24 protein-coding genes are annotated in these 24,841 nt (G+C 42.3%); 20 read left to right on the top strand and 4 right to left on the bottom strand.

Annotated features, from left to right (window positions below; all coding sequences use genetic code 11):
• Window positions 1-2: 2 nt before the first annotated feature.
• Genes Q0110_RS09620 through Q0110_RS09630 form a run of 3 tightly spaced genes read right to left on the bottom strand, consistent with a single transcriptional unit; the run spans window position 3 to window position 3,389 of the window.
• Window positions 3-1,751 carry a RagB/SusD family nutrient uptake outer membrane protein gene (locus Q0110_RS09620; protein ID WP_297905931.1) on the bottom strand — a complete coding sequence of 583 codons (1,749 nt, stop codon included), beginning with the start codon at window positions 1,749-1,751 and terminating at the stop codon, window positions 3-5.
• Window positions 1,748-2,752 (bottom strand): FecR domain-containing protein, encoded by a 1,005-nt coding sequence (locus tag Q0110_RS09625; RefSeq protein ID WP_297905932.1) that lies wholly within the window; start codon window positions 2,750-2,752, stop codon window positions 1,748-1,750. Before Q0110_RS09625 ends, Q0110_RS09620 begins: the two co-directional genes overlap by 4 nt.
• A gap of 25 nt (window positions 2,753-2,777) precedes the next feature.
• On the bottom strand, window positions 2,778-3,389 hold the full coding sequence (locus Q0110_RS09630) for an RNA polymerase sigma-70 factor (protein WP_297905933.1): 612 nt from the start codon (window positions 3,387-3,389) through the stop codon (window positions 2,778-2,780).
• A gap of 215 nt (window positions 3,390-3,604) precedes the next feature.
• On the opposite strand from Q0110_RS09630, the gene Q0110_RS09635 reads away from it, so the two are divergent.
• Window positions 3,605-6,610: a TonB-dependent receptor gene (locus Q0110_RS09635; protein WP_297905934.1), complete on the top strand. Its 3,006-nt coding sequence runs from the start codon at window positions 3,605-3,607 to the stop codon at window positions 6,608-6,610.
• 24 nt (window positions 6,611-6,634) lie between these two features.
• On the top strand, window positions 6,635-8,317 hold the full coding sequence (locus Q0110_RS09640) for a RagB/SusD family nutrient uptake outer membrane protein (protein ID WP_297905935.1): 1,683 nt from the start codon (window positions 6,635-6,637) through the stop codon (window positions 8,315-8,317).
• A 118-nt stretch (window positions 8,318-8,435) separates the two neighbouring features.
• On the opposite strand, the gene Q0110_RS09645 is transcribed toward Q0110_RS09640, so the two are convergent.
• Window positions 8,436-9,797 (bottom strand): MATE family efflux transporter, encoded by a 1,362-nt coding sequence (locus Q0110_RS09645; RefSeq protein WP_297905936.1) that lies wholly within the window; start codon window positions 9,795-9,797, stop codon window positions 8,436-8,438.
• A 456-nt stretch (window positions 9,798-10,253) separates the two neighbouring features.
• On the opposite strand from Q0110_RS09645, the gene Q0110_RS09650 reads away from it, so the two are divergent.
• The 18 genes from Q0110_RS09650 (at window position 10,254) to lpdA (ending at window position 24,835) form a co-directional block, all read left to right on the top strand.
• Complete coding sequence (locus Q0110_RS09650) at window positions 10,254-11,186, top strand: hypothetical protein (protein ID WP_297905937.1); 933 nt, start codon at window positions 10,254-10,256, stop codon at window positions 11,184-11,186.
• Window positions 11,187-11,729: 543 nt separating this feature from the next.
• Window positions 11,730-11,936 (top strand): hypothetical protein, encoded by a 207-nt coding sequence (locus Q0110_RS09655; RefSeq protein WP_297905938.1) that lies wholly within the window; start codon window positions 11,730-11,732, stop codon window positions 11,934-11,936.
• Window positions 11,929-12,537, top strand: coding sequence for a hypothetical protein (locus Q0110_RS09660; RefSeq protein ID WP_297905939.1), 609 nt, complete (start codon window positions 11,929-11,931; stop codon window positions 12,535-12,537). Before Q0110_RS09655 ends, Q0110_RS09660 begins: the two co-directional genes overlap by 8 nt.
• A 111-nt stretch (window positions 12,538-12,648) precedes the next feature.
• Window positions 12,649-12,927: a hypothetical protein gene (locus tag Q0110_RS09665; protein WP_297905940.1), complete on the top strand. Its 279-nt coding sequence runs from the start codon at window positions 12,649-12,651 to the stop codon at window positions 12,925-12,927.
• 289 nt (window positions 12,928-13,216) lie between these two features.
• Window positions 13,217-14,956 carry a tetratricopeptide repeat protein gene (locus Q0110_RS09670; protein WP_297905941.1) on the top strand — a complete coding sequence of 580 codons (1,740 nt, stop codon included), beginning with the start codon at window positions 13,217-13,219 and terminating at the stop codon, window positions 14,954-14,956.
• Between the two features lie 93 nt (window positions 14,957-15,049).
• Window positions 15,050-15,988 (top strand): glycosyltransferase, encoded by a 939-nt coding sequence (locus Q0110_RS09675; protein ID WP_297905942.1) that lies wholly within the window; start codon window positions 15,050-15,052, stop codon window positions 15,986-15,988.
• Between the two features lie 494 nt (window positions 15,989-16,482).
• On the top strand, window positions 16,483-16,953 hold the full coding sequence (locus Q0110_RS09680; protein ID WP_297905943.1) for a hypothetical protein: 471 nt from the start codon (window positions 16,483-16,485) through the stop codon (window positions 16,951-16,953).
• 140 nt (window positions 16,954-17,093) lie between these two features.
• Window positions 17,094-17,408: a macro domain-containing protein gene (locus Q0110_RS09685; RefSeq protein WP_297905944.1), complete on the top strand. Its 315-nt coding sequence runs from the start codon at window positions 17,094-17,096 to the stop codon at window positions 17,406-17,408.
• An 85-nt stretch (window positions 17,409-17,493) separates the two neighbouring features.
• Window positions 17,494-18,102 (top strand): hypothetical protein, encoded by a 609-nt coding sequence (locus tag Q0110_RS09690; protein WP_297905945.1) that lies wholly within the window; start codon window positions 17,494-17,496, stop codon window positions 18,100-18,102.
• A 46-nt stretch (window positions 18,103-18,148) separates the two neighbouring features.
• Window positions 18,149-18,664 carry an Imm26 family immunity protein gene (locus Q0110_RS09695; RefSeq protein WP_297905946.1) on the top strand — a complete coding sequence of 172 codons (516 nt, stop codon included), beginning with the start codon at window positions 18,149-18,151 and terminating at the stop codon, window positions 18,662-18,664.
• A gap of 336 nt (window positions 18,665-19,000) precedes the next feature.
• Window positions 19,001-19,258, top strand: coding sequence for a ribonuclease domain-containing protein (locus tag Q0110_RS18320; protein WP_366139660.1), 258 nt, complete (start codon window positions 19,001-19,003; stop codon window positions 19,256-19,258).
• Window positions 19,259-19,318: 60 nt separating this feature from the next.
• Window positions 19,319-19,708 (top strand): barstar family protein, encoded by a 390-nt coding sequence (locus Q0110_RS09700; protein ID WP_297905947.1) that lies wholly within the window; start codon window positions 19,319-19,321, stop codon window positions 19,706-19,708.
• A gap of 43 nt (window positions 19,709-19,751) precedes the next feature.
• On the top strand, window positions 19,752-19,889 hold the full coding sequence (locus Q0110_RS09705) for a hypothetical protein (protein WP_297905948.1): 138 nt from the start codon (window positions 19,752-19,754) through the stop codon (window positions 19,887-19,889).
• Between the two features lie 259 nt (window positions 19,890-20,148).
• Complete coding sequence (locus tag Q0110_RS09710; RefSeq protein WP_366139661.1) at window positions 20,149-21,102, top strand: outer membrane beta-barrel protein; 954 nt, start codon at window positions 20,149-20,151, stop codon at window positions 21,100-21,102.
• A 233-nt stretch (window positions 21,103-21,335) separates the two neighbouring features.
• On the top strand, window positions 21,336-22,040 hold the full coding sequence (locus tag Q0110_RS09715; protein WP_297905950.1) for a hypothetical protein: 705 nt from the start codon (window positions 21,336-21,338) through the stop codon (window positions 22,038-22,040).
• Window positions 22,041-22,197: 157 nt separating this feature from the next.
• Complete coding sequence (gene dinD, locus Q0110_RS09720) at window positions 22,198-23,061, top strand: DNA damage-inducible protein D (RefSeq protein ID WP_297905951.1); 864 nt, start codon at window positions 22,198-22,200, stop codon at window positions 23,059-23,061.
• A 12-nt stretch (window positions 23,062-23,073) separates the two neighbouring features.
• Window positions 23,074-23,478, top strand: coding sequence for a PH domain-containing protein (locus Q0110_RS09725; protein WP_297905952.1), 405 nt, complete (start codon window positions 23,074-23,076; stop codon window positions 23,476-23,478).
• Between the two features lie 10 nt (window positions 23,479-23,488).
• Window positions 23,489-24,835 (top strand): dihydrolipoyl dehydrogenase, encoded by a 1,347-nt coding sequence (gene lpdA / locus Q0110_RS09730; protein WP_297905953.1) that lies wholly within the window; start codon window positions 23,489-23,491, stop codon window positions 24,833-24,835.
• The last annotated feature ends 6 nt before the right edge of the window (window positions 24,836-24,841 follow it).

Below are 24,841 nucleotides of genomic sequence, written 5' to 3' on the forward strand. Positions count from 1 at the left end.
GGTTAATAGATATATCCTTCCGAGCGTTTCAACAGGGGATTGGCCGATATCGCCCGGGCGGGTACCGGATAGAAACGGCGATAATTGTCGGAGGGTTGCTTGTCCCACCAGATACCGGTCGTGAATAGGCCGAACCGGTTTAGATCCGTGCGCCTTCGTTTCTCCGCTAGAAACTCACGCCCCCATTCGTCCAGTAATTCCTGCTCGGTAAGGATAGAGCCGTCTTCCGGATAGCGTACTTGTTCCCAATCTTCCGGCGAATAGTACCGTTTGCGTATCTGGTTTAAGATCGCCTCGGCCTTGGCGGGATCACCTAGACGGAAGGAGACTTCCGCTAGCGTATAATAGACCTCTGTGAGCCGTAGTACCACTTGATCGTTTGCCATCAACGCCATGTCTCCGGATGGGTAAAACGGATATTTCGCGATGCGGATACCTGTATTCTCCTCGCCGGTCTTGATATTGGATGGGAGAGAGGCGAACCGCTCATCTTGCACGATCCACGGGGTATCGGAGGATAATTGTCCGTTTATGAACGTCTCCTTTTCCGCGTCGGATAGATTGTCGGAATAGCGTGCCACTTGGTCTACGAGAAGGAGCGGGTGGTTTCCCCATTCCTCGGCGCCATACTGGAGTTGGTCGCTATCGTATATTTGTTGGGGCCCGAAAAGGAATAATCCCTCGTAAGTACCTTGCGAGAGTACCTTGAAGTTCTTCTTCCGGAGGTCTGTATCGGGAAACTTGGAAAACGTGCGTCCCAACGCATAAGGATACGGCTTGCCGGATGGATCGTAAGAAGGGCTGAGGTGGCAGCCGTTATATGCTGCGGGCAGGTCTTTGCCGCAACCGAATCGTTCGGGCGCTTGGTAATGCATAAAGAACAGATAGTAGAAATCATCGTATCCTACTTGTCGCGACTGGGGGTAAGACCAGATTAATTCCGGACAGTCTCGATTACCGGCGTTCCACAAGTCGGTCCATTCCGGGGCGAGAGAATAAGTGCCGAATTCTCCGTTTAGGATCCGTTCGCAAAGCGCTCCGGTCTGTTCCCACATCGGTGTGTCGATGTACCACGACGCGTTAAAGTAGAGTCTCATCAATAATACGGCCGCAGCGCCTTGGGTGATACGTCCCTCGTGGTTCTTGGCGGGTGCTTTGGGTAGATCGGGGATGGCGTTTAATAAGCTTTCTTCTATAAAGCGGAAATTTTCCAACGGGGTGGCGGAACCAACCTCTTCTTCCATCGTGAGAGAGATGGCGGGGATACGGAAAGCGTCTAGGAGTAAAAGCTGGAAGTAGGCTCGTAGGGCGGTCAGCTCGGCGATATGCTGGCGCTTATCGGACTCTGCGAGTCCGAAGTTATCATATGATAACTTTTGGATATCCGCCAACGTGTTGTTGCAATATCCGATCCCCCCATAGCAAGCGTTCCACATCTGCTCGCTGTTCTTCTCGTACGTGTCCCACGTATGCTGGTGGATCATGCGCCATACGCCCCCGTCCTCCCAATGCTCTCGTTTTTGGGTGATGACCAGTTGGTCTGCCGACAATTCTTGCAACCAGAAAGAAAAACCGGTCTCTGCCCATTTAGCGTGCTCGTAAGGACGCAAGACAGAAGCCATTAAAGATTCGTAATCCACATAATAATCCTCTTTCTCCAGTTGGTCGTATAGGTCTTCTTCCAGATCGAGGCAGGAGAAGAGTAGCGGGAGAAATAAGATGGTTAACAAAAGTGGCGTGTATCTCTTCATTGAGCAGGGATCAAGTTCGTACCTGTGAGTTTATTTGTTTGTTGTAATACGGTTTCTAGTTTTTGTGTCTTTAGGAAAGCGCCGGAGAAACGTTGATTATCGTTTTCCGGGCGTGTATAAGTGAGCGAGACCTTATAGGTTTGTTCGATCAGGCGTACGATCTCGTCAAGGGAAGCGTTATCATAAGAGATAATCCCTTTTCTCCACGAGGTAAGTCGTTCGCTATCGACTTCTGTCACCGTGTAATGCCCGTCGTTCACGGAGTAATCGGCTTTTTGGTTGGGATACAACCGTACCAATTCTTTTTCTCTCGCGTCGTTCAGGCTTACCTTTCCCTCTACCAGGGTCACGGAGATCTCGTTTCCTTGGGCTGAGGTTTGTACGCTGAAAGAGGTTCCCAGTACCTTGACCGATAAGCCGGAGGCATCTACGATAAAGGGCCGGCCACTATTCGGGGTGACCTCGAAGAAGGCTTCTCCCTTGATTTTTACTTTTCGTGCGGAAGAGGCAAACACCTCGGGATAACTTAACTCGGAACCCTCCCGTAGATAAACGGAACTACCGTCGGGTAAAAGGATCGAGCGATCCTCCTGCCTTGCCATGATCGTTTGCCAGCCGGTGTTTTCTTGTCCTTCCTGCCCGCCTTGTCTCAGTAAATAGACGGTAACTCCGGATACCAGCAGCAATAAGATCGCGGCCACGGCCGAGAACCATATTCTTTGAGAGGAGATGGAAGGGGTTAAGGTAACGGCTGCTCTCTCCTCTGTCCGTGCCTGGGATTCCGGCGGGATGATGATGGAAGCGATCCGGTTCCATTTCCTGTCCGTCTCCGGGTTCGCCTCGATCTCTTCCAGGGGATTCCATTCGGAGGTCTGCTTCCGGAAAGCGGTTTCCCACGTCTCGGAGGTACGGATGGCTTGAAGCAACTGCGCTTCTTCCTCCGGGGTAGCCTTACCTTTCAGGTATCGTGCGACTGTATGTTCGAATTGTTTATACTCCATTTTCCTGTTTTACTAAATCTTTACATTACCATTTCCAAAAGCCGAGGAGCGCCCCGAGCAATAGGGCGTAACGCCTTAATCCATCCCGGAACCGCTTCAGAGCACGGGTAATATGTTTCTCTACCACTTTTTCCGTAATATCCATATGCTCCGCTATCTCCCGGTTTTTCAGTCCGTTCAGACGGCTGAGAACGAATGCTTCCTTACACTTGGGCGGCAGCTCCTCCATGATCTGCTCTATCGAGTCGGACAGTTCCTTTTGCATTAGCAAAGAGGAGGGGTCGGGCGCGAAGTCGGCGGCGTATAACCGCTCGGCAACCTCGGTGTCTGGTATCCGTTGCTCTATCGAGTCGGTTATCTGACGATGCTTTAGGTAGTTTAAGCAGCTATTCTTAACCATCATGAAGAGAAAGGAGGCCAGCGAGATATTACTCAGCAATTCCCTTCTTTCCCATAATTTCAAGAATACATCTTGTACGATATCCTCGGCCTCTCTCGTGTCGGTCGTGTATTTTTGGGCAAACGCTTCCAGGCGGGGGGAGAACTTGCGGAAAGCGTATTCGAACGCTTTCGTGTTGCCCCTCTTGATCCTGTCGAAAAGAAGACGATCATCCGTTAGATACAATTGCTCACACATGCCGCTTTAATAAAGATTGAGGCAAATGTAACAAAAGTATTCTATATTTATTATAGGATCAATTTATTATATAACAACTATATTCCCTTTTCCCCCCCCTTTTATTGCTATGGAATTTTTTTTGTGTTCATAAAGGGGGGGATTTCTTTTCTGGGTTGTTTTATCATGCAAACGAAGAATAAATAAAATTAATTAGTAATCTTAAATTGTAAAGCATGAAAAAGCATTTCTTCTCTTTGCGGGAAAGAGGTTTGTTCTTACTTCTTTTAGGACTTATCCTTTCCTTTAGCGGTTATGCTCAGAACATTACCGTGAAGGGTGTAGTAAAAGACTCTAAATTCGGCGATCCGATCATCGGCGCCAGTGTGCTTCAGAAAGGTACTACCAATGGTACGATTTCCGATATGGACGGAAATTTTATATTGGAGGCCCCGGATAAGGCCGTGTTGGTGATTTCTTATATCGGTTATAAATCGCAGGAAGTCACGATATCAGGCTCACAACCTTTGAATATTGTATTGGGGGAGGATATGGAGGCCTTAGACGAGGTAGTCGTGGTTGGTTACGCTACGGGTAGCAAACGCACGATCTCCGGCGCTGTGGAGCGTATCAAGAAAGAAGACATGAATCAGGGTGTGGTCAACAATCCGCTGGAGTCTATCAAAGGCAAGGTAGCCGGCGTGGTTATCACGCAGAGTGGCGGAGACCCCGCTTCGAAACCTTCTATCCGCGTACGCGGTACCAGTTCTTTGTCTGGGGGTAACGATCCGTTAGTGATTATCGATGGCGTGTTTGGCGACATGGATATGTTGAACGCGATCGCTCCTGCCGATATCGAGACATTCACGATTTTGAAAGATGCCTCCGAGACTGCCCAGTATGGTTCTCGCGGCGCCGCGGGCGTGATCGTCGTGACGACGGTGAAGGGCAAGAACGGCATGAAGACGTTGAGCTATAACGGTACGTTCGGTATCAGCAATGTATACAAGAATCTGAATATGCTCTCGGCAGACCAATACCGCGGGCTCGGCCAGAAATTGGGAACTACCGTGACAGATAAGGGATTCAACTCAAACTGGTTCGACGAGATCGAGCAGCTAGGTTATACGCAAAACCATAACCTTTCTTTCGGGGCGGGTACCGATGACTCCAACTACCGTGCCTCTGTAGGCCTGATCGACCAGCAAGGTATTATCAAGAATAGCGGCATGCGTAATTATACGGCGAAGCTAGACGCTATGCAGAATATGTTCGACAACAAGCTAAAGATCGAGTTCGGTATGTTCGGTTCCTTGAAAGAGCTGGATAATACGAATGATTATTTGAAAACATTTTACTCCGCGGCCTCTTACAACCCGACATTCCCGACCGTAAAGAATGACAAGGGTGTCTGGGACGAGGACCCGATGGCGAACGAGATCCATAACCCGATGGGACGTTTGGATATCAAAGACCGGGAGACTAACGCTTACGTGAATGTGCATGGCCGTCTGACTTACAATATCTTGGAAGGATTGAAACTAAGCACGTTCGGATCTTATACCTACAACGTAAAGGAGAATAAGCGTTATTTTCCGAAAGATATCAAGGCTAGTATGGCCGATGGCGGTCACGCCGAGCGTATCGATAACAAGCAGAATATCTTGATGGGTAACATCCAGTTGACTTATACGAAGGATTTCAACGAGAAGCATCATTTCGACGCTTTGGCTTTGGTAGAGGGGCAGAAGTATCATTATACGGGCTTTACCGCCAAATCCCATGCTTACGAGACGGATTATTTCGGTTATAACAACCTGAAGGCCGGTGGCGACGTGAAGTACGGCGATGTGGAGTCGCTGGAAAACGAGAACCGTATCGCTTCCTTCATGGCCCGCGTGAATTATATGTACGACAACCGTTATATCATCACGGCCAACTTGCGTGCGGACGGTTCCTCAAAACTGGGTTCCGATAATAAATGGGGCTTCTTCCCGTCGGCTTCTGCCGCTTGGGTGATCAATGAGGAGGCCTTTATGAAAGACGTGGATTGGCTGAGCAACCTTAAGTTGCGTGCCGGCTATGGATTGACCGGTAACCAAGACGCTATCGAGGCTTACAACTCCTTGGCCTTGTATAAGCCTACCGGGGTGACTTCTTTGGGTGGATCGCCGATGGCTACGTATGGTATCCAGCGTAACGCGAACCCGGATTTACGCTGGGAGGTAAAGAAGACGTTCGATGTCGGGGTAGATTTCGGTATCTTGAACGGTCGCTACTCATTGACCGCGGATTGGTATCACTCCAAGACAACCGATATGCTTTATAACTATTCCGTTCCGGTACCTCCGTTTGTTTACCCGACCTTGTTGGCGAATATGGGAGAGATGACGAATACGGGTGTCGAGCTGGCTGTAAACGCGGGCTTGGTGCAGACGAAAGACTTCGAGTTCAATATGGGCGTGAACTTCTCTTGGCAGAAGAATACGCTGAATTCCCTCTCCGGGACTTACATGGGGCAAGACTTGTCTACTTCCAAGTACATCGCCTTGGCCGAGATGAGCGGCGCTGGTTTCGTGGGCAACAACAGCGTGGTATATATGATGGAAGGTCAGCCGGTGGGTGTGTTCTACATCCCGCGTTGCTTGGGCCTGAGCGAGCCTGACGCGAACGGGCACCGTACTTACGTGGTAGACGAGACGATCGATGGCGAGGCAGGGTTCAACGCGAACGATGGCGGCGACCGTTATGTAGCCGGGCAGGCCATGCCAAAATATTACTTGGGCTTGAACCTGAATTTCCGTTACAAGCGTTTCGACCTGACAACACAGATGAACGGCGCTTTCGGCCACAAGATCTTCAACGGTACTTCCTTGTCTTATATGAACCTGAGCCAGTTCCCTACCTATAACGTGATGGACGGAGCACAAGACGACATGATCTTCGCCCAAGACATCACGGATTATTGGCTGGAAAAGGGTAACTACTTGAATATTGATTATATCACGTTAGGCTATAACTTCAATTGCGAGAAAATCAGCGATTATGTAAAGAACATCCGCTTGAGTTTCTCCGTGAACAACGTGGCGACTATAACGGGATATTCCGGCCTGTCTCCCCTGTTGAACAGCCAGACGATCACGGATATCACGGATGCCGGGCAAAATACCCTGGGTATAGATAATAAACAATTCTATCCGTTGTCTCGTACCTACTCTTTAGGTGTAAGTGTAACTTTCTAAAATCATTTAAAGCACATAATAGTTATGAAAAAGAAATATATTTATGCGTCGATGATCGCGGCTTGCGCCGCAGTATTCTCCTCATGCTCCAATTTCTTGGAGGAGAACCCTACAGACGCTTTCGACGAGAACGAGGCCTATGCCAACGAGAACTTGGTATATTTGAACGCGGTGGCCAACCTATACAATGACATGGACAATATAATGGGCTCGGACCGTCGTGTGTACGACATGAATACTTTCTCCAGCGACGAGGCCTTCTTGCCCTGCCGTATCGGTGACTGGGAGGATGGCGGCCTTTGGCAGAACTTACATTTGCATCGTTGGGGAACCATGTTCGACCTTTCCCGGGACTCGTGGAACTACCTTTATGAGAAGGTAGGCCATTGCAACCAGTCTATGGAGAAACTGGAGGCGCTGATAAAAGAGCAGCCCGAGGCCGATTATTTGAAAAATTACTTGGAGGAAGCGCGTGCGATGCGTGCCTTTTACTACTTCTACTTGATGGATTTGTTTGCCCGGGTACCGCTTGTTACCTCTTCTTCCGTCCAGATGAGCGACGTGGAGCAACCGGAGCGTAGCGAGGTATTTAATTTTATCAAGACGGAGTTGGAGACGGCCCTTCCGTATCTCTCGGACGCGAAGAGTAACCAATCGGGCGTTTACTATGGCCGTTTTACCAAAGGTGTCGGATATTTCTTGTTGGCGAAACTAGCCCTGAACGCGGATGTGTATACGGATGATAACTGGACGGACGGCGTCATGAATCGTCCGGACGCTAAGAACGTTATGTTTACGATAGACGGGCAGCAGGTAAACGCTTACGAGGCGGTGATTAAATACGTAGATAAATTGTCGGCTATGGGATATACGCTGGAAGAGAACTTCTCCGATAATTTCTCGCTGACCAACGAGAACTCGAACGAGAATATTTTCACGATCCCTATGGACCCCAGCTCATACCCCGGCAACCATACCTATAACCTGACCCGTACGATGCATTATACACATGCGGTAGCTTACGGGTTGAACGGATGGAATGGATCTTGCGCCACGAAAACGGCGATGAACGTGTTTGGTTTCGGTACCGATAAAGAAGATCCCCGCTGTAAGCTCTCTTATTATACCGGGGCGGTCTACGGTCCTGACGGCGACCAGTTGGTATTGGAATATGGCGGGCAGCAACTACCGTTCGAATATGCTCCCATGCAAGCGAAGGTTTACATGGAATCCGGAGATGGCGTGTATGTACAGACAGCCGGAGCGCGTATGAACAAATATGAGCTCGACGCGAATGCCGGAGCCGACACGGATGGAGGCCCGCTGCCTCATAACGATATGGTACTTTACCGCTACGCCGACGCGGTCTTGATGAAAGCCGAGGCGAAAATCCGCTTAGGACAAAGTGGTGATGAGGAGGTAAACCAGATCCGCGCCCGGGTAGGTGCCCCGGCAAAACAAGGCGTGACGTTGAGCGACATCCTCGATGAGCGTTTGCTGGAACTTGCGTGGGAAGGATGGCGCAGGAACGACCAGATCCGTTTCGGTACTTTCACGCAGCCTAACGCGGATCGTTACGTAGGTGTGAAACATTCTGCCAGCTCCTTGGATTACCAGATCGACGAGACGGGGTATACCACGGTATTCGCTATATTCAACGATGTCTTATTGCTGAACAAGAACCTGAAGCAAAACCCCGGATATTAATCCGGCCGGTTAATTTTGAGGCAAAGACATCCGATAGGAAAATCTAAGCCGGGGGAGGTAGGTCTCCTCCGGCTTTTTCTCGCTTTATGCCATGATGGATCATCTTATATGATGTATGTCAGCCGGGATGATTGATCTTTCTCAATATCCTCGGGAATTTCCATACAAATAACAACGTACAGCAAATAGCGGCCGTGGCATCCGATACGGCCTCTGCCGCGTATACGCCGGTTACCCCCATAAAATGGGGTAATAGTAATGCCAAAGGAATCAAGAGGATAACTTTACGAAGCAAGGCGATAAAGATAGATATCTTAGCTTGTCCCAACGCTACGAACATATTCTGGCAAGCCCGTTGCAAGCCAAAAATCGTCATACCAGCCAAGAAGATGGGCATGACCCAACGGACGGTATCGATCAGCTCCTTGTCGCTAGTAAAAGCGGAGGCAACGGTCGAGGGGAAGAGTATCATAAACAACATCAGTAGGAGGTTGAACGAGAACATGACGATCAGTACGATGCGGAAACAGTCTTTTACCCGTTGTTTGTCTCCATGCCCATAGTTATAGCTAATGATCGGCACGAAACCTTGCGCGAACCCGGTTAACGGTACGCTGGCGAATTGCATGGCGCTCTGTAAGATAGCCAATGCGCTCACATAGATATCACCAAAATTCTTCAAGCTGCTGTTCAATACGAAACCGACCAGGCTCTCCGTGCTGGCCATGATGAACGGAGACACTCCCAACGCCAACATCGGCAATACGATTTTCCGCTCCAGCCTCATATAGCGTTTCTCCAGAGGCAAGGACGCTCCCCGGGAGAAAAGGAACCCCAATACCCATATAGCGCTACAGGCTTGCGAGAGGACCGTGGCAAGGGCGGCGCCTTTCACCCCCATATCCAACCGGAAAATGAAAATAGGATCCAGTATAATATTCAATAAGGCTCCTATCAAGACGGAACACATGGCGATTGAGGGCCGGCCTTGCGAATTGATAAAAGCGTTCAGCCCCGTGGATATCTCAACGAAAAGAGTTCCTGTCAAGTAAATGGAAAGGTAATCCACCGCATACCCTAATGTATTCTCCGACGCTCCCGTGAAGAGCAAGATAGGCTCCATAAACGTATAGGTGATAAGAGAGGTGACCAGGGTAAATACGATCAATAAGATAAACCCGTTTCCCAATATCTTTCCGGCCCGTACCCGGTCTCCTTGTCCGAGGGCGATAGCGGCGAGGGGAGAACCGCCCGCTCCGACAATGGCGGAGAAAGAGGAGATCAAGATCACGATGGAAGTCGTCACGCCTATGCCAGCCAATGCGTTTGTTCCGATCCCGGGAATATGCCCGATATAGATACGATCTACGATATTGTAAAGTAAGTTGACAAATTGGGCCGCTACCGCCGGAAGCGCCATTTTGAAAACCAGCGGTAGCATACGTTCCGTACCTAGCCTAGCCTCGTATTTGTTCTTCATATTCAATCGGGATTTCAATTAAGATGGTTGCAAAGTTACAAGAACTTGTTGGATTATATAATCGGGTTACATTCTTTATCTACCGTGTTTTAATAGAAAACGCAAGAAATCAAATTATCGTTTAGGTTCGTGTGTCGTAGGGACTATATGTAAAAGTAGTTTCTCTTAGGGAAAACAAAGGTTTCGTGCTGAAGAAACTTTAGTTTCTATATAGGAAAACAAAAGTTTTCTGCTTGATAAACTTTTGTTTTATACCATAAAAAACTGCAAATGTTTATATGCTAATATTTTAAGTACATAATAAAACTAGTAGATACGTAGTGTGCCGCGTCTCCCTACTGACTGATAGTATCTCAGAATTAATTGAGGTAGATATTAATTGAAAAACAAACACTTTTATTGGTGCGTTGTAAAATAAAATCTATAACTTGCATTTATCTTGTAAAGATAATCTGAATGAAGACAACACTAGGACTGATTTTCCTACTTTTCGCTACCCTTTTTTCTTGTATGCGCCAAGAAAAACCATTACCTGCGGAATTATCTCGTGCGGAATCCGTGATGTGGGAGCATTCGGATTTGTTGGATATCTCTTCCTCGGATGAATGGGTTCAAAATACGATGGATTATTTTGAGAAGGGAGGAAATCATGCTAAAAAATTAGCGGAAGTCCAGGCGAAGTACGATCATGAGAGATTGTTGAACATAAATAACCAACTAAAGATAGAAAAAACGAATCAACAGATAATCGGTTTGTTTGTCATTTCCGTTTTGTTGGTTCTTGTTATCGTATATCAATATCGTGTATTGCGGAAGGAAAAATCTTTAGTGTATGCCAGAAAAGAAATACGAATTTACAAGGAATCGATAAGAGAGAATGAGAATCGTATAAGAGAAAATGGGCAATTGATCGCCATATTAAATAATAAACAATTGGAAAATGATGAGATTCTCTCAGAGAATAAAATTTTGTTGGAGCAAAATGAGAAGTATCATCAAGAGATAGAGAAGTATGAAGAGCTACTAAAGTCTTCATATAAGAAACTAGATGAGCAATTGCCTTATTTTGATAAATTGAAAGATTTAAAAGAGTATCCTCGATATCTAAAGGATGCCGATTGGTCATTAATCATAAACTGGACAAACTTGCAATACCATCAGTTCTATACACGGTTAGGAAAAGATTTTCCTGATTTTTCAGAATTAGACAAACGATATTGCTGTTTAATCAAAATGGGCTTCACCTCTTCCCAAATAGCTGTTTTTGCGAACTCTCTCCCTGAGTCTGTATCGAAACAGAAACAACGTATCAAACAGCGTATCAAAAAGAGCAAACAAATGCCTGTCGACGTAAACTTCTTGCTAGACCAATACCTCAAAGAGTACTAAAAGTAGAGGATGTCCATGTCTGTTTTTTTAATTTATTGATTATCAAAGGCAATTGAATTCAATTTGTCCATGTGTATTCCTTGATTATGTATAAAAATAAATTTACATTTGCATTATGATTTTTTTTGAATTTACGCTTCTAAACTATATTTTACTCAAGCATCTAATTTCAGAACATCCTTTTCCTTTAAGGTGGTTTTTATTTTAATAGTTCTTATAGGAGAAAGGGTGTTTAGAGGTTTTGATATAATTTTCTTAATAAATTAATTCCTCAAAAAGTGCTGAAAATGGAAAGTGTCTATGTTATATTTTTAATTTGTTGATTATCAGTGTTTGTTTGCTCTGGTTTGTCTATGCATGTTTCTTGAATATATATATAAATAAGTCTGTTTTTGTGTTATAATTTTTGAATTTATGGGATAGATATTAAGTGAATTTATAGGCTTATTATTCCTTTTCTTGATAAATAATTAAAAATGAAATATAGATATGATTTTTAGAAAAAGACAACAAAAATGCTGGTTGAGTGTAATCGCATTATTAATGCTGGTTTGTAGTTGTTCTGATGATGAACGAGGAGAAATACTTACGCCTATAAAACCCTATTTGAACGTGAAAGATAGTTTAGCTTTGGTAGACATCTATGAACAGGCGCATGGAGAGGGCTGGACGTTGGTTGATTGGGATCTGGAAAACATACAAACATGGGGTGGTGTGACCGCTGCCTTAGACACTGTTATGAATGAATAGGGTAGTAGGTTTTGTGATGCAGGATGGTTCAAATGGCATTTTATCGGATAAGATTGGAGATTTAGTGAAGTTAAGAAGTTTAAGTCTTTATGGTAAAGGTTTGTATGGAGAACTTCCAAAGACGATTGGAAATTTAGTTAATTTGGAAAGTCTTGTTATTTCTTCTACCTCTTTAAGTGGCGCATTGCCTAAAGAAATTGGCAATTTAAAGAATATAGAAGTGATGCAAATTTATTTCAATGAATTTACTGAAATACCAAAAGAGTTCGGGAACCTTCCTAAATCGGCTGTGTATATGATGCAACACAATAAATTTGCGGGTGAGGTGCCGGAGACGTTGCGGTTTTATGAAAATAGTGATGGATCGAGTGGTATTAGTGGCATCGATCTGAGCTATAACTGTTTTACATCATTTCCATGGTCTTTTTTCACGGATGATGATGATTGTTTGGTACCTCATCTGTGGGGAAATAGATTATCTGGAACCATTCCGGATGAGGTATTTAAATCTCCGAAGTGGGAGAGATGGAAAACTCAAATATCACGCCAAGAGAAAGGATATGGATATTCTAATTACCCACCGGAGGAAGATGAGCATTGAATAAAATAGCTAAAAAGACTGTTTAACAATCTGAAGTTAAACAGTCTTTTTTTATAATCGTTTCTCTTATCATAAATCTATGTTAAAATAAAAAGTAAGCATCTGATAAAATTGTTGTATTGCCATGTACATGACTCGTTGAATCATTATTCGGTGGATGTGTTTGGTGGTCCGGATAAGGCGCATGCCTCGTTTTTCTCGATCCAGAAGGCGATCAATTACGCTATGACCTTGTTCTTGACAACCGGTGGCATCCGCGGCTGGAAAAAGAAGCTGTACATTGCTTACCGGCATTATTCACGTTTTCAGTCTGTCTATTGGTTATCGGTTCATTCTTTTGCCGCTTGTTTCTGGTGCCTCTTATTATTTATGCCCTTTTCTTGTTTGTAGACGCAATGTTCCGCAATAAATGTGATTTACGTGTAGGATTGCTATCCGTAATAGCCTCTTTTACGCAATTGTTTGGATATGGAGTCGGTTTTTTGAGAAGTATTATTTGAAAATTCATTTAAATGGAGGGGTATGCACAGAGGCTATTGAAGGATACCAAACTAAAGGAAAAGATTTTTAGTTGAGTAGTAGGCTTAAAGAAGATATTTTTTTGTGTCAAATGAATATTTTTATTGATATTTGTCCAATAATTTTATAGCTTGCGTTTAAGTTGTAAACTATAATCTAAATGAAGACAACACTAGGACTGACTTTACTACTTTTCGCTACCCTTTTTTCTTGTATGCGCCAAGAAAAACCATTACCTGCGGAACTATCTCATGCGGAATCTGTGATGTGGGAGCATCCGGATAGCGCATTACTCTGTCTTTCCTCTTTGGATAGCTCAATCATGAATGAGCCGGAAAATATACGTATGTACCATACTTTGCTTAAGATTAAAGCTAAAGATAAGCTGTATATTCCTCATGAATCAGACTCTTTGATTAAATCAATAGTTCAGTATTATGAGGGCTATGGGACTCCAGATCAATTAATGGAGGCATATTATTATCTAGGAAGTGCATACCGGGATATGGGAGATGCCCCAAGAGCGGTGAGAGCTTTTCAAGATGCTGCGGACATAGGGAAAGATAGTAAGCGATATGATATATTAGGACGGGTTTATGAGCAGATGGGATATCGACTGGCATATCAAGGTTTGTATGATGAGGCTCTCGAAGCTTATAGGAAATCGTATGAATACAAGATGTATGATAAAGGAAAAGGAGAGGTGATCGCATTGAGGAATATTGCTCGGATCTATAACGCCAAGCAAAATACAGACAGTGCTATATACTACTATCAATCTGCTTATGAGAAGGCTTTGTTATTAAATGATCAATCGAGAATAGATAATGTGCTAAGGGAATTGAGTAGCATCTATATAGATATGGGAAAATATGATTTGGCTAAAGATTTGTTCAGTAAGGTTTCAAGTACGAAGAATCAAGCAAATATATATTTTGGATTAGGTTGTATATATGAAAGTTATAAGCAAATAGATTCAGCTCTATATTATTTTGAGAAAGCAAATGAGTATGGGAATATCTATATGAAAAAAAATACATATGGAATCTTGTCTAAAATAAAAAATCAAGAAGGTGACTGTAAATCAGCTTTGAATTATGCGTATAAATGTATAGCACTGTCTGATTCAATTAAGAACCAAACAAAAACGGAAGCTGTAGCAAAAGTTAACTCATTATACAAATATCAGCATACAGAGAAGGAGAATGTTCAATTGAAAATAGATAATGAGAAAAGAAAAATCCGCAATTATCAATTTATATTGTTTGTTGTTTTAATTATTTTCTTAAGCCTATGTTATATATATGTGTTAGAAAAGAAGAAAAAAGCAGCGATTGAAAAGGAGAAAAAAATACGTCTATTGAGAGAAAATCAATATGCGGAAAGTTTGGATTGTATTGAATCTAATAAGAAGAAAATTTTATATCTAGAGGAACTTTTGCAGCAATCGGAGTACCAAAGAGATAATTTTAAAAAACAACTTTTGCAATCTCAAAAGGAATTATTAGAATTATCTAATCGAAAGATCCTTACTTCTCAAAATGAAAAAAGTTTACTTGAAATAGCTTTTCGAAAATCTGAAGTCTATCGGCTATTTCATGAGATAAGTAATAATACTGATATAGTAATTCAGGATAAGGATTGGAAGGAGCTGAGAAAAGAGATTGATACAACCTATTCAAATTTCACCGCTCAATTATATGCTTTATATCCGCAAATCTCAGAGCTAGAACTCCATATTTGTTATTTGATAAAAATATCCATGCCCGTGAAAGACATTGCAAGGTTAGTTGGACGTTCTGCTCCTGCAATAACAGCATCCCGGATTCGTCTCTATAAAAAGATTCATGGAACAGAAGGAACCGCAGAAATGATGGATAAATTTATCGCTGATTTATAATAACTTAATCGTTGTAAATAAAAAGTAAATAAGAAGTAAATCCTGTTTTGCTTATAGATTTCTCATAAAAGCGATCTTTATTTCAAAAAAGATATGCGTTTATACTCCATTATAATTCCTGTTTATAACAGGCCGGATGAGCTTGATGACCTGTTATCAAGCCTTTGCAAGCAAACCTATGTCCATTTTGAGGTTAACGTGGTGGAGGATGGTTCGGAGATACTGGCGAAAGAGATTGTTGGGCGATACCAAGGGCGATTGGATCTTCATTATAATGTGATCTCGAACTCCGGCCCGGGTATGGCGCGTAATCATGGCGCAAAACAAGCCCGTGGCGAGTATTTGTTAATACTGGATTCGGATGTGGTACTGCCAACTACATGGCTTGAGCATATACATGACTCTTTGAATCATTATCCGGTGGATGCGTTCGGTGGTCCGGATAAGGCGCATGCCTCGTTTTCCCCGATTCAGAAGGCGATCAATTACGCCATGACCTCCTTCCTGACAACAGGGGGTATTCGCGGAGGGAAGAAGAAGTTGGATAAATTTTATCCCCGTAGTTTTAATATGGGGATAAGGCGGGATGTATATGAGCGTCTGGGCGGTTTTTCCGGCATGCGATATGGTGAGGACATTGATTTTAGCATACGGATCATGGAGGCTGGTTATCGGACCCGGCTATTTCCTTCGGCATGGGTTTATCATAAAAGGCGGACGGATCTCACGCAGTTCTTCCGTCAGGTGCGTCATTCGGGGGAGGCCCGGATCGCATTGAACCGGAAACATCCCGGCTCATTGAAGCTGGTACATTGCTTACCGGCATTATTCACGTTTTCAGTCTGTCTATTGGTTATCAGTTCATTCTTTTGCCGCTTGTTTCTGGTGCCTCTTATTATTTATGCCCTTTTCTTGTTTGTAGACGCAATGTTCCGCAATAAATGTGATTTACGTGTAGGATCGCTATCTGTAATAGCCTCTTTTACGCAATTGTTTGGATACGGTATTGGGTTCCTTAGAAGTATTATTTGAATGTTTATCTATTTATATTTTAGAACAACTTATATGAAAACAACAAGACTTTTTTCTTTCTTAATTTTAATTAGTTTAGTAGCAAACGCAAATGCTTAACTCCGGGTTCTTGCGAATGGACGAGTACAAGCAGGCCTTTTAAAAGACAATAATGAAGATTTAGGAAATGTAACCTCTATGCAGATATATGGTCGGATAGGGGATGCACGCGCAGGTTCGAAATTAACATTTGGTGATTTTGGACAATATGCGAATCAAGGTTGGAATGTGTTTACTGGAGAATATGGAACCACGGATACGGATCAACTTTGGTTGCATGGGAAATTGGGTATTTATATGACTACAAATGGTTATGCAAACAATGTCGTGGCGTATTACAATCCGGCTAGCAATACTAATTTCGTGTTCAATACGAATCTTCGTGTTCAATACGAATCTTCGTGTGAATGGAGTGAATATGTATTATCTTTGAAATATATAAATTGTGTGATAATATGCAGTACTTTGAAAGTCAATATATAAAAAGAATAGACTCGAATTCAATACAGCCTTGTTTAACAGAATCATTGAGTTTGTGCAATTGCATTATAGAGGTGTTGGATTTTAATGCTTTAAAATTTGTCAATAAAGTAGTAATAAAAAATTGTGTAATTAATGAGTTGATTATTTATGGTACTTGGTTTGATGGAGGATTGATGTTTGTAAATAATATAGTATCATCCGATATCAATTATGAAATGGGTGGACATAATAATAATGAAATTATATTCTTAGGAAATATTTTTAATGGCTTTTTTAGCTTTTTTGATTGCCATTTTAATGAATGTATAATTTTAAAGAATAATATTTTCATAAAAAACTCAGATCTTTTGGTTAAAGAGAATAAAGGATTTGATAATATTTTTCTAAAAGGAGTTGTTTTGGAAAATAATATTGGTCGTTTAGATGTATTTAAAAATGGTTAATTTTATAGAGCAAGGTGATATATTCAATCTGAATGGAGTTCACAGTTACGCTCATGGTTGTAATTGCGCCGGAACGATGGGAAAGGCATAGCATTGCAATTTCGGGAGCGATACCCCAAAATGTATGCGGAGTATAAAAATTGTGTCAGCAAAGTAAGTTTAATCCGGAGGATGTCTTTGATTATGATTATGAGGGAGGGCATATCTATAACTTAGGTACACAGAAGACTTGGCGAACCAAGGCTGAGGTGCCTTATATCAGAGAGTCTTTGGATAAGATGCTGAAATTGGCTCAGTCGGCAGGTGTCAAATCAATCGCTTTACCAACTGTAGGTGCCGGACTGGGTGGATTATCTTGGGATATTGTGAAGGCTCTTATAGAAGATGTTGCCTCAAATTGTTCGATGGTGGATTTGTTTGTTGTGGAGAGTTATTCTCCTGACTTTAAGCGGTAATAAGAAGGGGTTTATTTAAAAATAGGCTGTTTCGTGATGGAAAATGAGACAGCCTATTTTTTGTTTGGTTTTTGTATATGTACTGATGCCTGTCCAAAGTGCAGGTAACTCGTTGTATTTCGGGGATCAGTTTATGAGCTTGAAGGATTATGGCTTGGGCATTTTGGGTGGAGCCTTGACAGGTGGAATCGGAAACGGTACGGTTGCCGCCTTGAAAGGTAATAACTTCTGGACAGGTAAGGACGTTAAATTCGGACGGACGATCTTCTCGTTCAAGAACACGGCGACAAGACCGGCACCAGAGATGAGGTTGATGGAGGCATCTACTCCTTCAGTAAATGTAGAGCGACCAAATCTAACTGCTACAGGAGATAAAATATCTGTGGCTAATGATCATAAAACTTATACTGTTTATCAAGGAGTTGATGCAAATGGAGATGTATGTTATATAGGGATTACTAGCAGAAAGCCAGAAGTTAGATTCTCAAAGCATTTGAATTCAGGGACGAATAGGGCTACACTTGATTATAGACCGATACAAGGAACTGGGAACTTAAATAAGTTAGATGCTAGAATAATGGAGCAGAAATTGATAAATCGATATGGAATGCAGAAGAATGGAGGTTCTTTATATAATTTAAGAAATGAAATAAAACCTAAGTTTTGGGATAAACATGGAATAGGTAAGTATTAATTTATAAAAATATTATCTTTACTGTAAAAAAGAAACTTGTGATAATATGGCAAAACGAATAGTGACAAAAATGGGAGATATTTTTTGTGTAGAAATAGATAATGGTTATAAAAGATTTTTTCAATATATCATTAATGATATAGAAGCTTTGAATAGCTCTGTAATACGAGTTTTCAAGACCCATTATCCCATGAATTATAAGCCGATTATGGAGGAGATTGTGATGGATGAGGTAGAGTTCTATGCCCATACGGTTTTACGTGCAGGGATAGTTTATGGGGCTTGGTACAAAGTTGGCAACTCAAAAGAGATAGGTGAAGGTCATAAGGATGTTCTATTTGGAACAGCTAGTGATGTCCGAGTTCTTCCAAACAAAGAACTTGAGTTTGTCAGTCCTTCGGAGAATTGGTATGTATGGCACATTAATGAACCTCCTTTGTTTGTAGGTAAACTTACGGAAAAGTATAAGGATTTAGAACAAGGTGATGTAATGTCTTATGTTTCTATAATTGATAGGTTGAGAAATGGAAGGTATATGTGTAAATGTCAAGGGAATGGATAGTTATGAAAAGAAACAGTGAGTATAAATAATATGAAAGAATAGATAGTAGAATGGCTTTTGAATTTATGCCGTAACGAGGTAATACCAGAAAATAATGTAACATTAAATTTTGGTGTTTTTGAGTCTATATTAAAAAATAGGCTGTTTCGTGATAGAAAATGAGACAGCCTATTTTTTTGTTTGAGTTTTGTATATGTACTGACGCCGAGCTTATTTCTGAACTTTAACAAGTGTAGTTACACTATACAATCTGTTGATATATCTATCATCATAGAAGGTTTATCGGTGGAGCCGCCGCAGGTTCGGCGAGTAGGGTGGTGATGATGCCGGTTCAAAGTGCGGGTAACTCATGATTTACAACCCACTATTGATAGAATACGATCAGGAAAGTTGTTTACGTTTCGTCATGATGGGGCGATCTATTATAATAATGAAGGAAAGTTGCCAAATTTATCAAATGGTGTTTATAAAGAGTATGTTCATCCTACGCCTGGTTTGACAAGAGGAGCAGGGCCTATGAGAGTTATTACAGGAGGAAGTAAGATGTGGTTTACTCCAGATCATTATCATACATTTATCCAAATAAAATTTTAATTTTGGGGATAAAAAGTTGTTTGTGTGTTTATGATTAATATAAATGTAAATATTTAAAATATGGGAAATATATATTTTGAGAAAGATGTTAATGTGTACAGTATGGAAAGAGGTGTGTTCGGGCATATTTCTAAAGTGTGTAATAAATTTGATTTATTTCATGAAATAACTAAAGTGTTAAATTACCCTTTTGAATTTGGAAATAATTGGGATGCTTTATTAGATATATATAGGGATTTTAGTTGGATTGATGATACAGATATAACAATTATTCATGACGATTTATCTATGTTGGATGAAAATGTTCTTAGGATTTATATTGAAATAGTAAAAGAATCGATTATTTTATGGCAGAAATATGATGATCATAATGTTGCATTTATTTTTAATGAAAAAGAGAAAGATGTGATTATGACTATTTTTAATGGATATAATCCATATTATGGATAGATTATAAGAAATGAATGTTGAAAATATCTAATTAGTAAATTCAATGTTTAAAATTCGTCCTGTAAGTACAGGCGTAAAGTTTGAGCCGGTCAAAGAGCTTGAAGTTGAAAAACATTTGGTTGAACTGGATTGGAAGGATTACAATGGTGGATTTATTTGTCGTGGAGAGTTATTCCATTGATTCTAGAGATAATTAAGAAAGAATTTATTTAGAAATAGGCTGTTTTGTGATGGAAGATGAAACAGCCTATTTTTTGTTTGGAGTTTTGTATGATAATGTGTGTGGTTTCATACTACAAATGGTAAGAGATTGTCCAATGATTTGGATTATTTGATTATGATAAATAATTTTTCGTAACTAAGTTCGTTTTATTATTAATTTGGGGTGCTTAGTAAGAATAAGGAGTTTAAAAAGTGGATGTTGAACTTATAAATGAAAAATGAAAATGATTAAATGTTTGTCTGTCTTATTTGTCTCTTTTTTGTTTCTAATGACGGGATGTGCGCCTAAAGTCATTACGAATATCTCCAAAAGTTATCCGTCAAGCGTAACTGCGGATAAGGTTCGTTTGTATGAGGTGGGGGAGGCTGTTCCTGCCTCGGCAGAGAGGATCGGCGATGTTTCTGTAGTGGATAATGGTGTGTCTACTAAATGTAATTATGACCAGGTTGTTTGGTTGGCGAAACAAGAAACGGCAAAAGCGGGAGGTAACGCATTGGCCTTGACAGACCATCGGAAACCTTCATTGTTAGGTAGTAGTTGTCATCAGATAGCTGGTAATATGCTTTTATTGTCGGATACGGCGGCGTTTCGGGCTGCTCCTTTATCGAATGCTTTGAATTTGGAGAATGAGGCTGGCGTGGAGAAGTCTCCATTTGAGCATAACACGATTTATGCGAATATAGGTTACGCTTTTGTGACTAGTAAATTTTATTTGCCACCGGGTGGGTCTGGCCATCCCAAAAACGGATTGGATTGGCAAGTCGGGTATGATTGGATATCAAGGAACGGTTTCGGTGCTGGCTTATTGTATTTGGGATATAAATCGTCTTATACTTATTCGGGTATAAATATTAACGTGGGGCTTACTTATGTCGCTCCTCAATTTGTGATGAAACAAATCATAAACCGATGGATCGTAGAAGAGAAAATAGGTATAGGATATTTCAGTTACCGGGAATCTACAAAGGGGATAAGCGAGTCCTTATCCGGCGTGGGATATAATTTCTCATTGGGTGCGGAATATCTTTTGTCTAAGCATGTGGGAGTGGGCTTGAATATCGGCTATGTAGGAAGCTCGTTACCGAAGCAAGAGAATATCTCTTACGAAAAAGGAGATCATGCCGGCGTATTTCGTTTAGCTTTTGATGCGGGTGTACGATTCCATTTTTAGTATGATGAACAGTTGATAACCGTTATTTCAGAAGCACCTGTATGTAAATGGTTCTCTCATCGTGAGAGATATTATATTCGGTATCCATTGATAGTAGATGGCGTGCCGAGGCCTTACGATATTTTGGCTATTTTTAATTTTTACCTTCTGAACATTTAGGGATTCACTCTGTTCTAACAAAGCATTGGATATCCGGCATGTATATAGTAGTGAATTAATTAAACGTCAAGATTATGAAGGTGAAAATAATATACGCGGCTTTGATCTCATTGCTTGCGGGAGGGGCGATGGCACAGGATTGTACGTTCTTCTTTCCGCAAACAGAGGGAACGGTATGGGTACGTAAAGGATATGACGCAAAGGGAAACTTGCAATCCGTTATGAGTTACCAGGTGGATGAGGTAGAAACGCTTCCTTCCGGCCAAGAGGTGGAAGCGGATTACGTATACACCAATCCCTCCGGTACGATCGTGAACAAGGGGGATATCAAGGCATATTGCCAGAATGGAGAATTTTTCCTTGATTCGAGAGAGACGCTCTCTTACCCGGGAGTGGTGTCGGAAATGAATACAAACGTGGATATCACGGAGAATTTTATCAATTACCCGAATCCGTATGCGGCTGATTTCAATAAGAATAACGTGTATTTCGATGAGGCCTCCGTGAAAATCTACGATAAGAAGAACCGAAAGAACCGCAAGGATATGGCTATCAAGGATCGTGAGTTCATTAAAACGGAGAGTATAACAACCCCTGCCGGTACGTTCGATTGCGCTAAGGTAAAATATAATGTCGCTACACGCTCCCCCAAATCAAAGGAGACGATCACAGGGTATGGCTATGAATGGTACAGCCCGAATGTAGGCCTAGTGCGTACGGAACAATATGATAAGAATAACGTATTGCAATCCTATACGGTATTGGAAGAATTAAAATAAAAAGGCGACTACAATCTTATGATTTGTATTAACCGGTTTAAGTGGATACGCTGTTGCTGAGAAGTGGCAGCGTATTTTTTTTGTATAAGGAGCTTGCGTGTAATCTTTTTCGTTAACTTGCGCAAAAATCAAAAAATAGCGTTTGATAAAGATACTTATGGATAAATCTAGGATAAATAAGCTGAAATCTTCTTTTGATGATATTGTACATTTTATTAACAGAGAAGAGGACGGTGAACAAGTTGAGGTTTGGTTTGCACGTGAATTACAGAGTATTTTAGGATATGCTCGTTGGGAAAATTTCATGGTGGCGATACATCGAGCTGTGGAATCCTGCAAGTCTCAGGGTATCAGTGTGGTTGATCATTTTCGTGAGGTCACGAAAATGATTGATATTGGTAAGGGTGGTAAGCGAGAGATTAATGATTTTATGCTGACGCGTTATGCGTGTTATTTAATTGCGCAAAATGGTGACCCTAAGAAAGAGGAGATTGCATTTGCGCAAAGTTATTTCGCGATTCAGACTCGTAAGATAGAATTGATTGAAGAGCGATTGAACTTGATATCTCGCCTAGAGACACGAGATCGTTTGCGTGCTTCGGAGAAGGAGCTATCGCAAAATATATATGAGCGAGGAGTTGATGATAAAGGTTTTGGCCGTATTCGTTCAAAGGGTGATACTGCTTTGTTCGGCGGTTATACTACGGAAGATATGAAACAGAGGTTGGGAGTAAAATCAACTCGGCCTTTAGCCGATTTTTTGCCCACTTTAACAATCGCGGCAAAAAATCTTGCCACAGAGATGACTAGTTACAATGTGGGAAATAAAGACTTATATGGTGAGAAGTTGATAACCAGAGAGCATATTCAAAATAATACAAGTGTGAGGAATATGTTGGGGGAACGTGGTATTAAACCGGAAGAACTTCCTGTTGCGGAGGACGTAAAGAAGTTGGAACGACGGGTAGCTAGTGAGGAAAGAAAAATAGAGCAAAATACCTCGAAACTGCCAAGAATATAAAAAGATCGGAAAATGGAAAGAGAATATAAATCAAAAGTAGGATGGTGGTATCATTTATTGATTGTCATCGTGATAATTGGGTGTGTGGCGGCGTTTTTGCGTACCAATATATCGGCTATGGTGGGGATGATACTCGTGGCGCTGGGAGTGCTTCACGTTTTCTTCAATACATATTACCGGATAACGGAAGATGATATGCTGGTGGCGCATTGTAGCGTTTTCCCGGAGAAGAAAATCGCTATTGCGGATATAGAGGCGCTGGAATCTACCGTGATGCCGGTGTCTAGCTACGCGCTTTCGTTAGACCGGTTGATCATTTGGAGCGACGGGAAACCTTGGATGCTCATCTCCCCGGTCAATCGGGGCGATTTTATCAAACAGTTGAGAAAGATTAATCCTAATATACAACTTAAATAGATCTAATAGTATGAAATACGATGTCGCTATAATCGGTGGAGGTCCGGCCGGTTATACTGCCGCGGAGAGAGCGGCGCAAGGTGGGCTTTCCACGATTCTTTTCGAGAAAAACGCGTTGGGTGGAGTTTGCTTGAATGAGGGATGCGTGCCGACAAAGACGCTTCTTTATTCCGCCAAGACGTACGATAATATCAAGCATGCTTCCAAGTATGCGGTAAAAGCGGAGAATCCTTCTTTCGATCTCCCTAAAATCATCGCCCGTAAGAATAAGGTGGTGAAAAAACTAACAGCCGGCATCCGCATGAAAATGACGGAGCATGGCGTGGTGATGGTTACGACGGAGGCTTGTATACAAGGTCGTGCGGCCGATGGGACGATTACGATCGCTGCCGGAGAAGAGCGATATGAAGCCGCCAACCTTCTGGTTTGTACGGGATCGGAAACGGTAATTCCCCCTATACCCGGATTAACGGAGACGGAGTACTGGACTAGCCGGGAGGCGTTGCAGTCGAAAGAGCTTCCGGCTTCTTTGGTGATAATCGGCGGGGGCGTGATTGGTATGGAGTTCGCTTCTTTCTTCAATAGCTTGGGGGTAGAGGTGCATGTGGTAGAGATGTTAGATAAGATATTAGGCCCGATGGATCGCGAGTTGTCTGAAATGTTGCAGGCTGAATATGCGAAGCGAGGTATCAAGTTCTATTTGAGCCATAAAGTGACCGGGGTACATGGCACCGAGGTTTCTGTAGAGAAAGACGGGGAGACATTTGCGTTACATGGCGATAAGGTTCTTTTGAGTGTCGGGCGTCGGCCGGTTACGAAAGGTTTTGGCTTGGAGACGCTGGCCTTAGAGCCTTTCCGTAATGGGGTGAAAGTAAATGAGTATATGCAAACTTCCCTTCCGAATGTATACGCTTGCGGCGATATTACCGCTTTCTCCCTATTAGCGCATACGGCGGTTGGCGAGGCAGAGGTAGCCGTGGATCATCTCTTGGGTAAATCGCGTGCGATGAGTTATAAGGCTATTCCGGGAGTCGTTTATACGAATCCGGAGATCGCCGGTGTCGGGAAGACAGAGGAGGAGTTGCGGGCAGAAGGTGTTCCGTATACGGTGAGAAAGATACCGATGGCGTTCTCTGGGCGTTTTGTTGCGGAGAATGAGATGGGCAATGGAGTTTGTAAGCTGATCCTGTCGGAGGATGAGACGTTGATCGGAGCTCATATGTTGGGTAATCCGGCCTCGGAGCTGATCGTGATCGCCGGCATCGCGATAGAGAAGGGCATGAAAGTGGATGAGTTAAAGTCGTTTGTGTTCCCGCACCCTACGGTCGGAGAGATTATTAAGGAAGCGCTTTATTGAAATAAT

It is taken from the genome of uncultured Parabacteroides sp., from assembly GCF_947855115.1.
In the GTDB taxonomy this organism is placed as follows: Bacteria; Bacteroidota; Bacteroidia; order Bacteroidales; family Tannerellaceae; genus Parabacteroides.

Excerpts from the sequence above, each read along its gene's own strand:
- Q0110_RS09725 (WP_297905952.1), top strand. The coding sequence starts at position 23,074 with ATGGAAAGAGAATATAAATCAAAAGTAGGATGGTGGTATCATTTATTG.
- Q0110_RS09630 (WP_297905933.1), bottom strand. The coding sequence starts at position 3,389 with ATGTGTGAGCAATTGTATCTAACGGATGATCGTCTTCTTTTCGACAGG.
- Q0110_RS09640 (WP_297905935.1), top strand. The coding sequence starts at position 6,635 with ATGAAAAAGAAATATATTTATGCGTCGATGATCGCGGCTTGCGCCGCA.
- Q0110_RS09620 (WP_297905931.1), bottom strand. The coding sequence starts at position 1,751 with ATGAAGAGATACACGCCACTTTTGTTAACCATCTTATTTCTCCCGCTA.
- Q0110_RS09650 (WP_297905937.1), top strand. The coding sequence starts at position 10,254 with ATGAAGACAACACTAGGACTGATTTTCCTACTTTTCGCTACCCTTTTT.
- dinD (WP_297905951.1), top strand. The coding sequence starts at position 22,198 with ATGGATAAATCTAGGATAAATAAGCTGAAATCTTCTTTTGATGATATT.
- Q0110_RS09625 (WP_297905932.1), bottom strand. The coding sequence starts at position 2,752 with ATGGAGTATAAACAATTCGAACATACAGTCGCACGATACCTGAAAGGT.
- Q0110_RS09700 (WP_297905947.1), top strand. The coding sequence starts at position 19,319 with ATGGGAAATATATATTTTGAGAAAGATGTTAATGTGTACAGTATGGAA.
- Q0110_RS09660 (WP_297905939.1), top strand. The coding sequence starts at position 11,929 with ATGAATAGGGTAGTAGGTTTTGTGATGCAGGATGGTTCAAATGGCATT.
- Q0110_RS09675 (WP_297905942.1), top strand. The coding sequence starts at position 15,050 with ATGCGTTTATACTCCATTATAATTCCTGTTTATAACAGGCCGGATGAG.
- Q0110_RS09655 (WP_297905938.1), top strand. The coding sequence starts at position 11,730 with ATGCTGGTTTGTAGTTGTTCTGATGATGAACGAGGAGAAATACTTACG.
- Q0110_RS09715 (WP_297905950.1), top strand. The coding sequence starts at position 21,336 with ATGAAGGTGAAAATAATATACGCGGCTTTGATCTCATTGCTTGCGGGA.
- Q0110_RS09680 (WP_297905943.1), top strand. The coding sequence starts at position 16,483 with ATGCAGTACTTTGAAAGTCAATATATAAAAAGAATAGACTCGAATTCA.
- Q0110_RS09710 (WP_366139661.1), top strand. The coding sequence starts at position 20,149 with ATGAAAATGATTAAATGTTTGTCTGTCTTATTTGTCTCTTTTTTGTTT.
- Q0110_RS09690 (WP_297905945.1), top strand. The coding sequence starts at position 17,494 with ATGCCTGTCCAAAGTGCAGGTAACTCGTTGTATTTCGGGGATCAGTTT.
- Q0110_RS09695 (WP_297905946.1), top strand. The coding sequence starts at position 18,149 with ATGGCAAAACGAATAGTGACAAAAATGGGAGATATTTTTTGTGTAGAA.
- Q0110_RS09645 (WP_297905936.1), bottom strand. The coding sequence starts at position 9,797 with ATGAAGAACAAATACGAGGCTAGGCTAGGTACGGAACGTATGCTACCG.
- Q0110_RS09670 (WP_297905941.1), top strand. The coding sequence starts at position 13,217 with ATGAAGACAACACTAGGACTGACTTTACTACTTTTCGCTACCCTTTTT.
- Q0110_RS09705 (WP_297905948.1), top strand. The coding sequence starts at position 19,752 with ATGTTTAAAATTCGTCCTGTAAGTACAGGCGTAAAGTTTGAGCCGGTC.
- lpdA (WP_297905953.1), top strand. The coding sequence starts at position 23,489 with ATGAAATACGATGTCGCTATAATCGGTGGAGGTCCGGCCGGTTATACT.
- Q0110_RS09635 (WP_297905934.1), top strand. The coding sequence starts at position 3,605 with ATGAAAAAGCATTTCTTCTCTTTGCGGGAAAGAGGTTTGTTCTTACTT.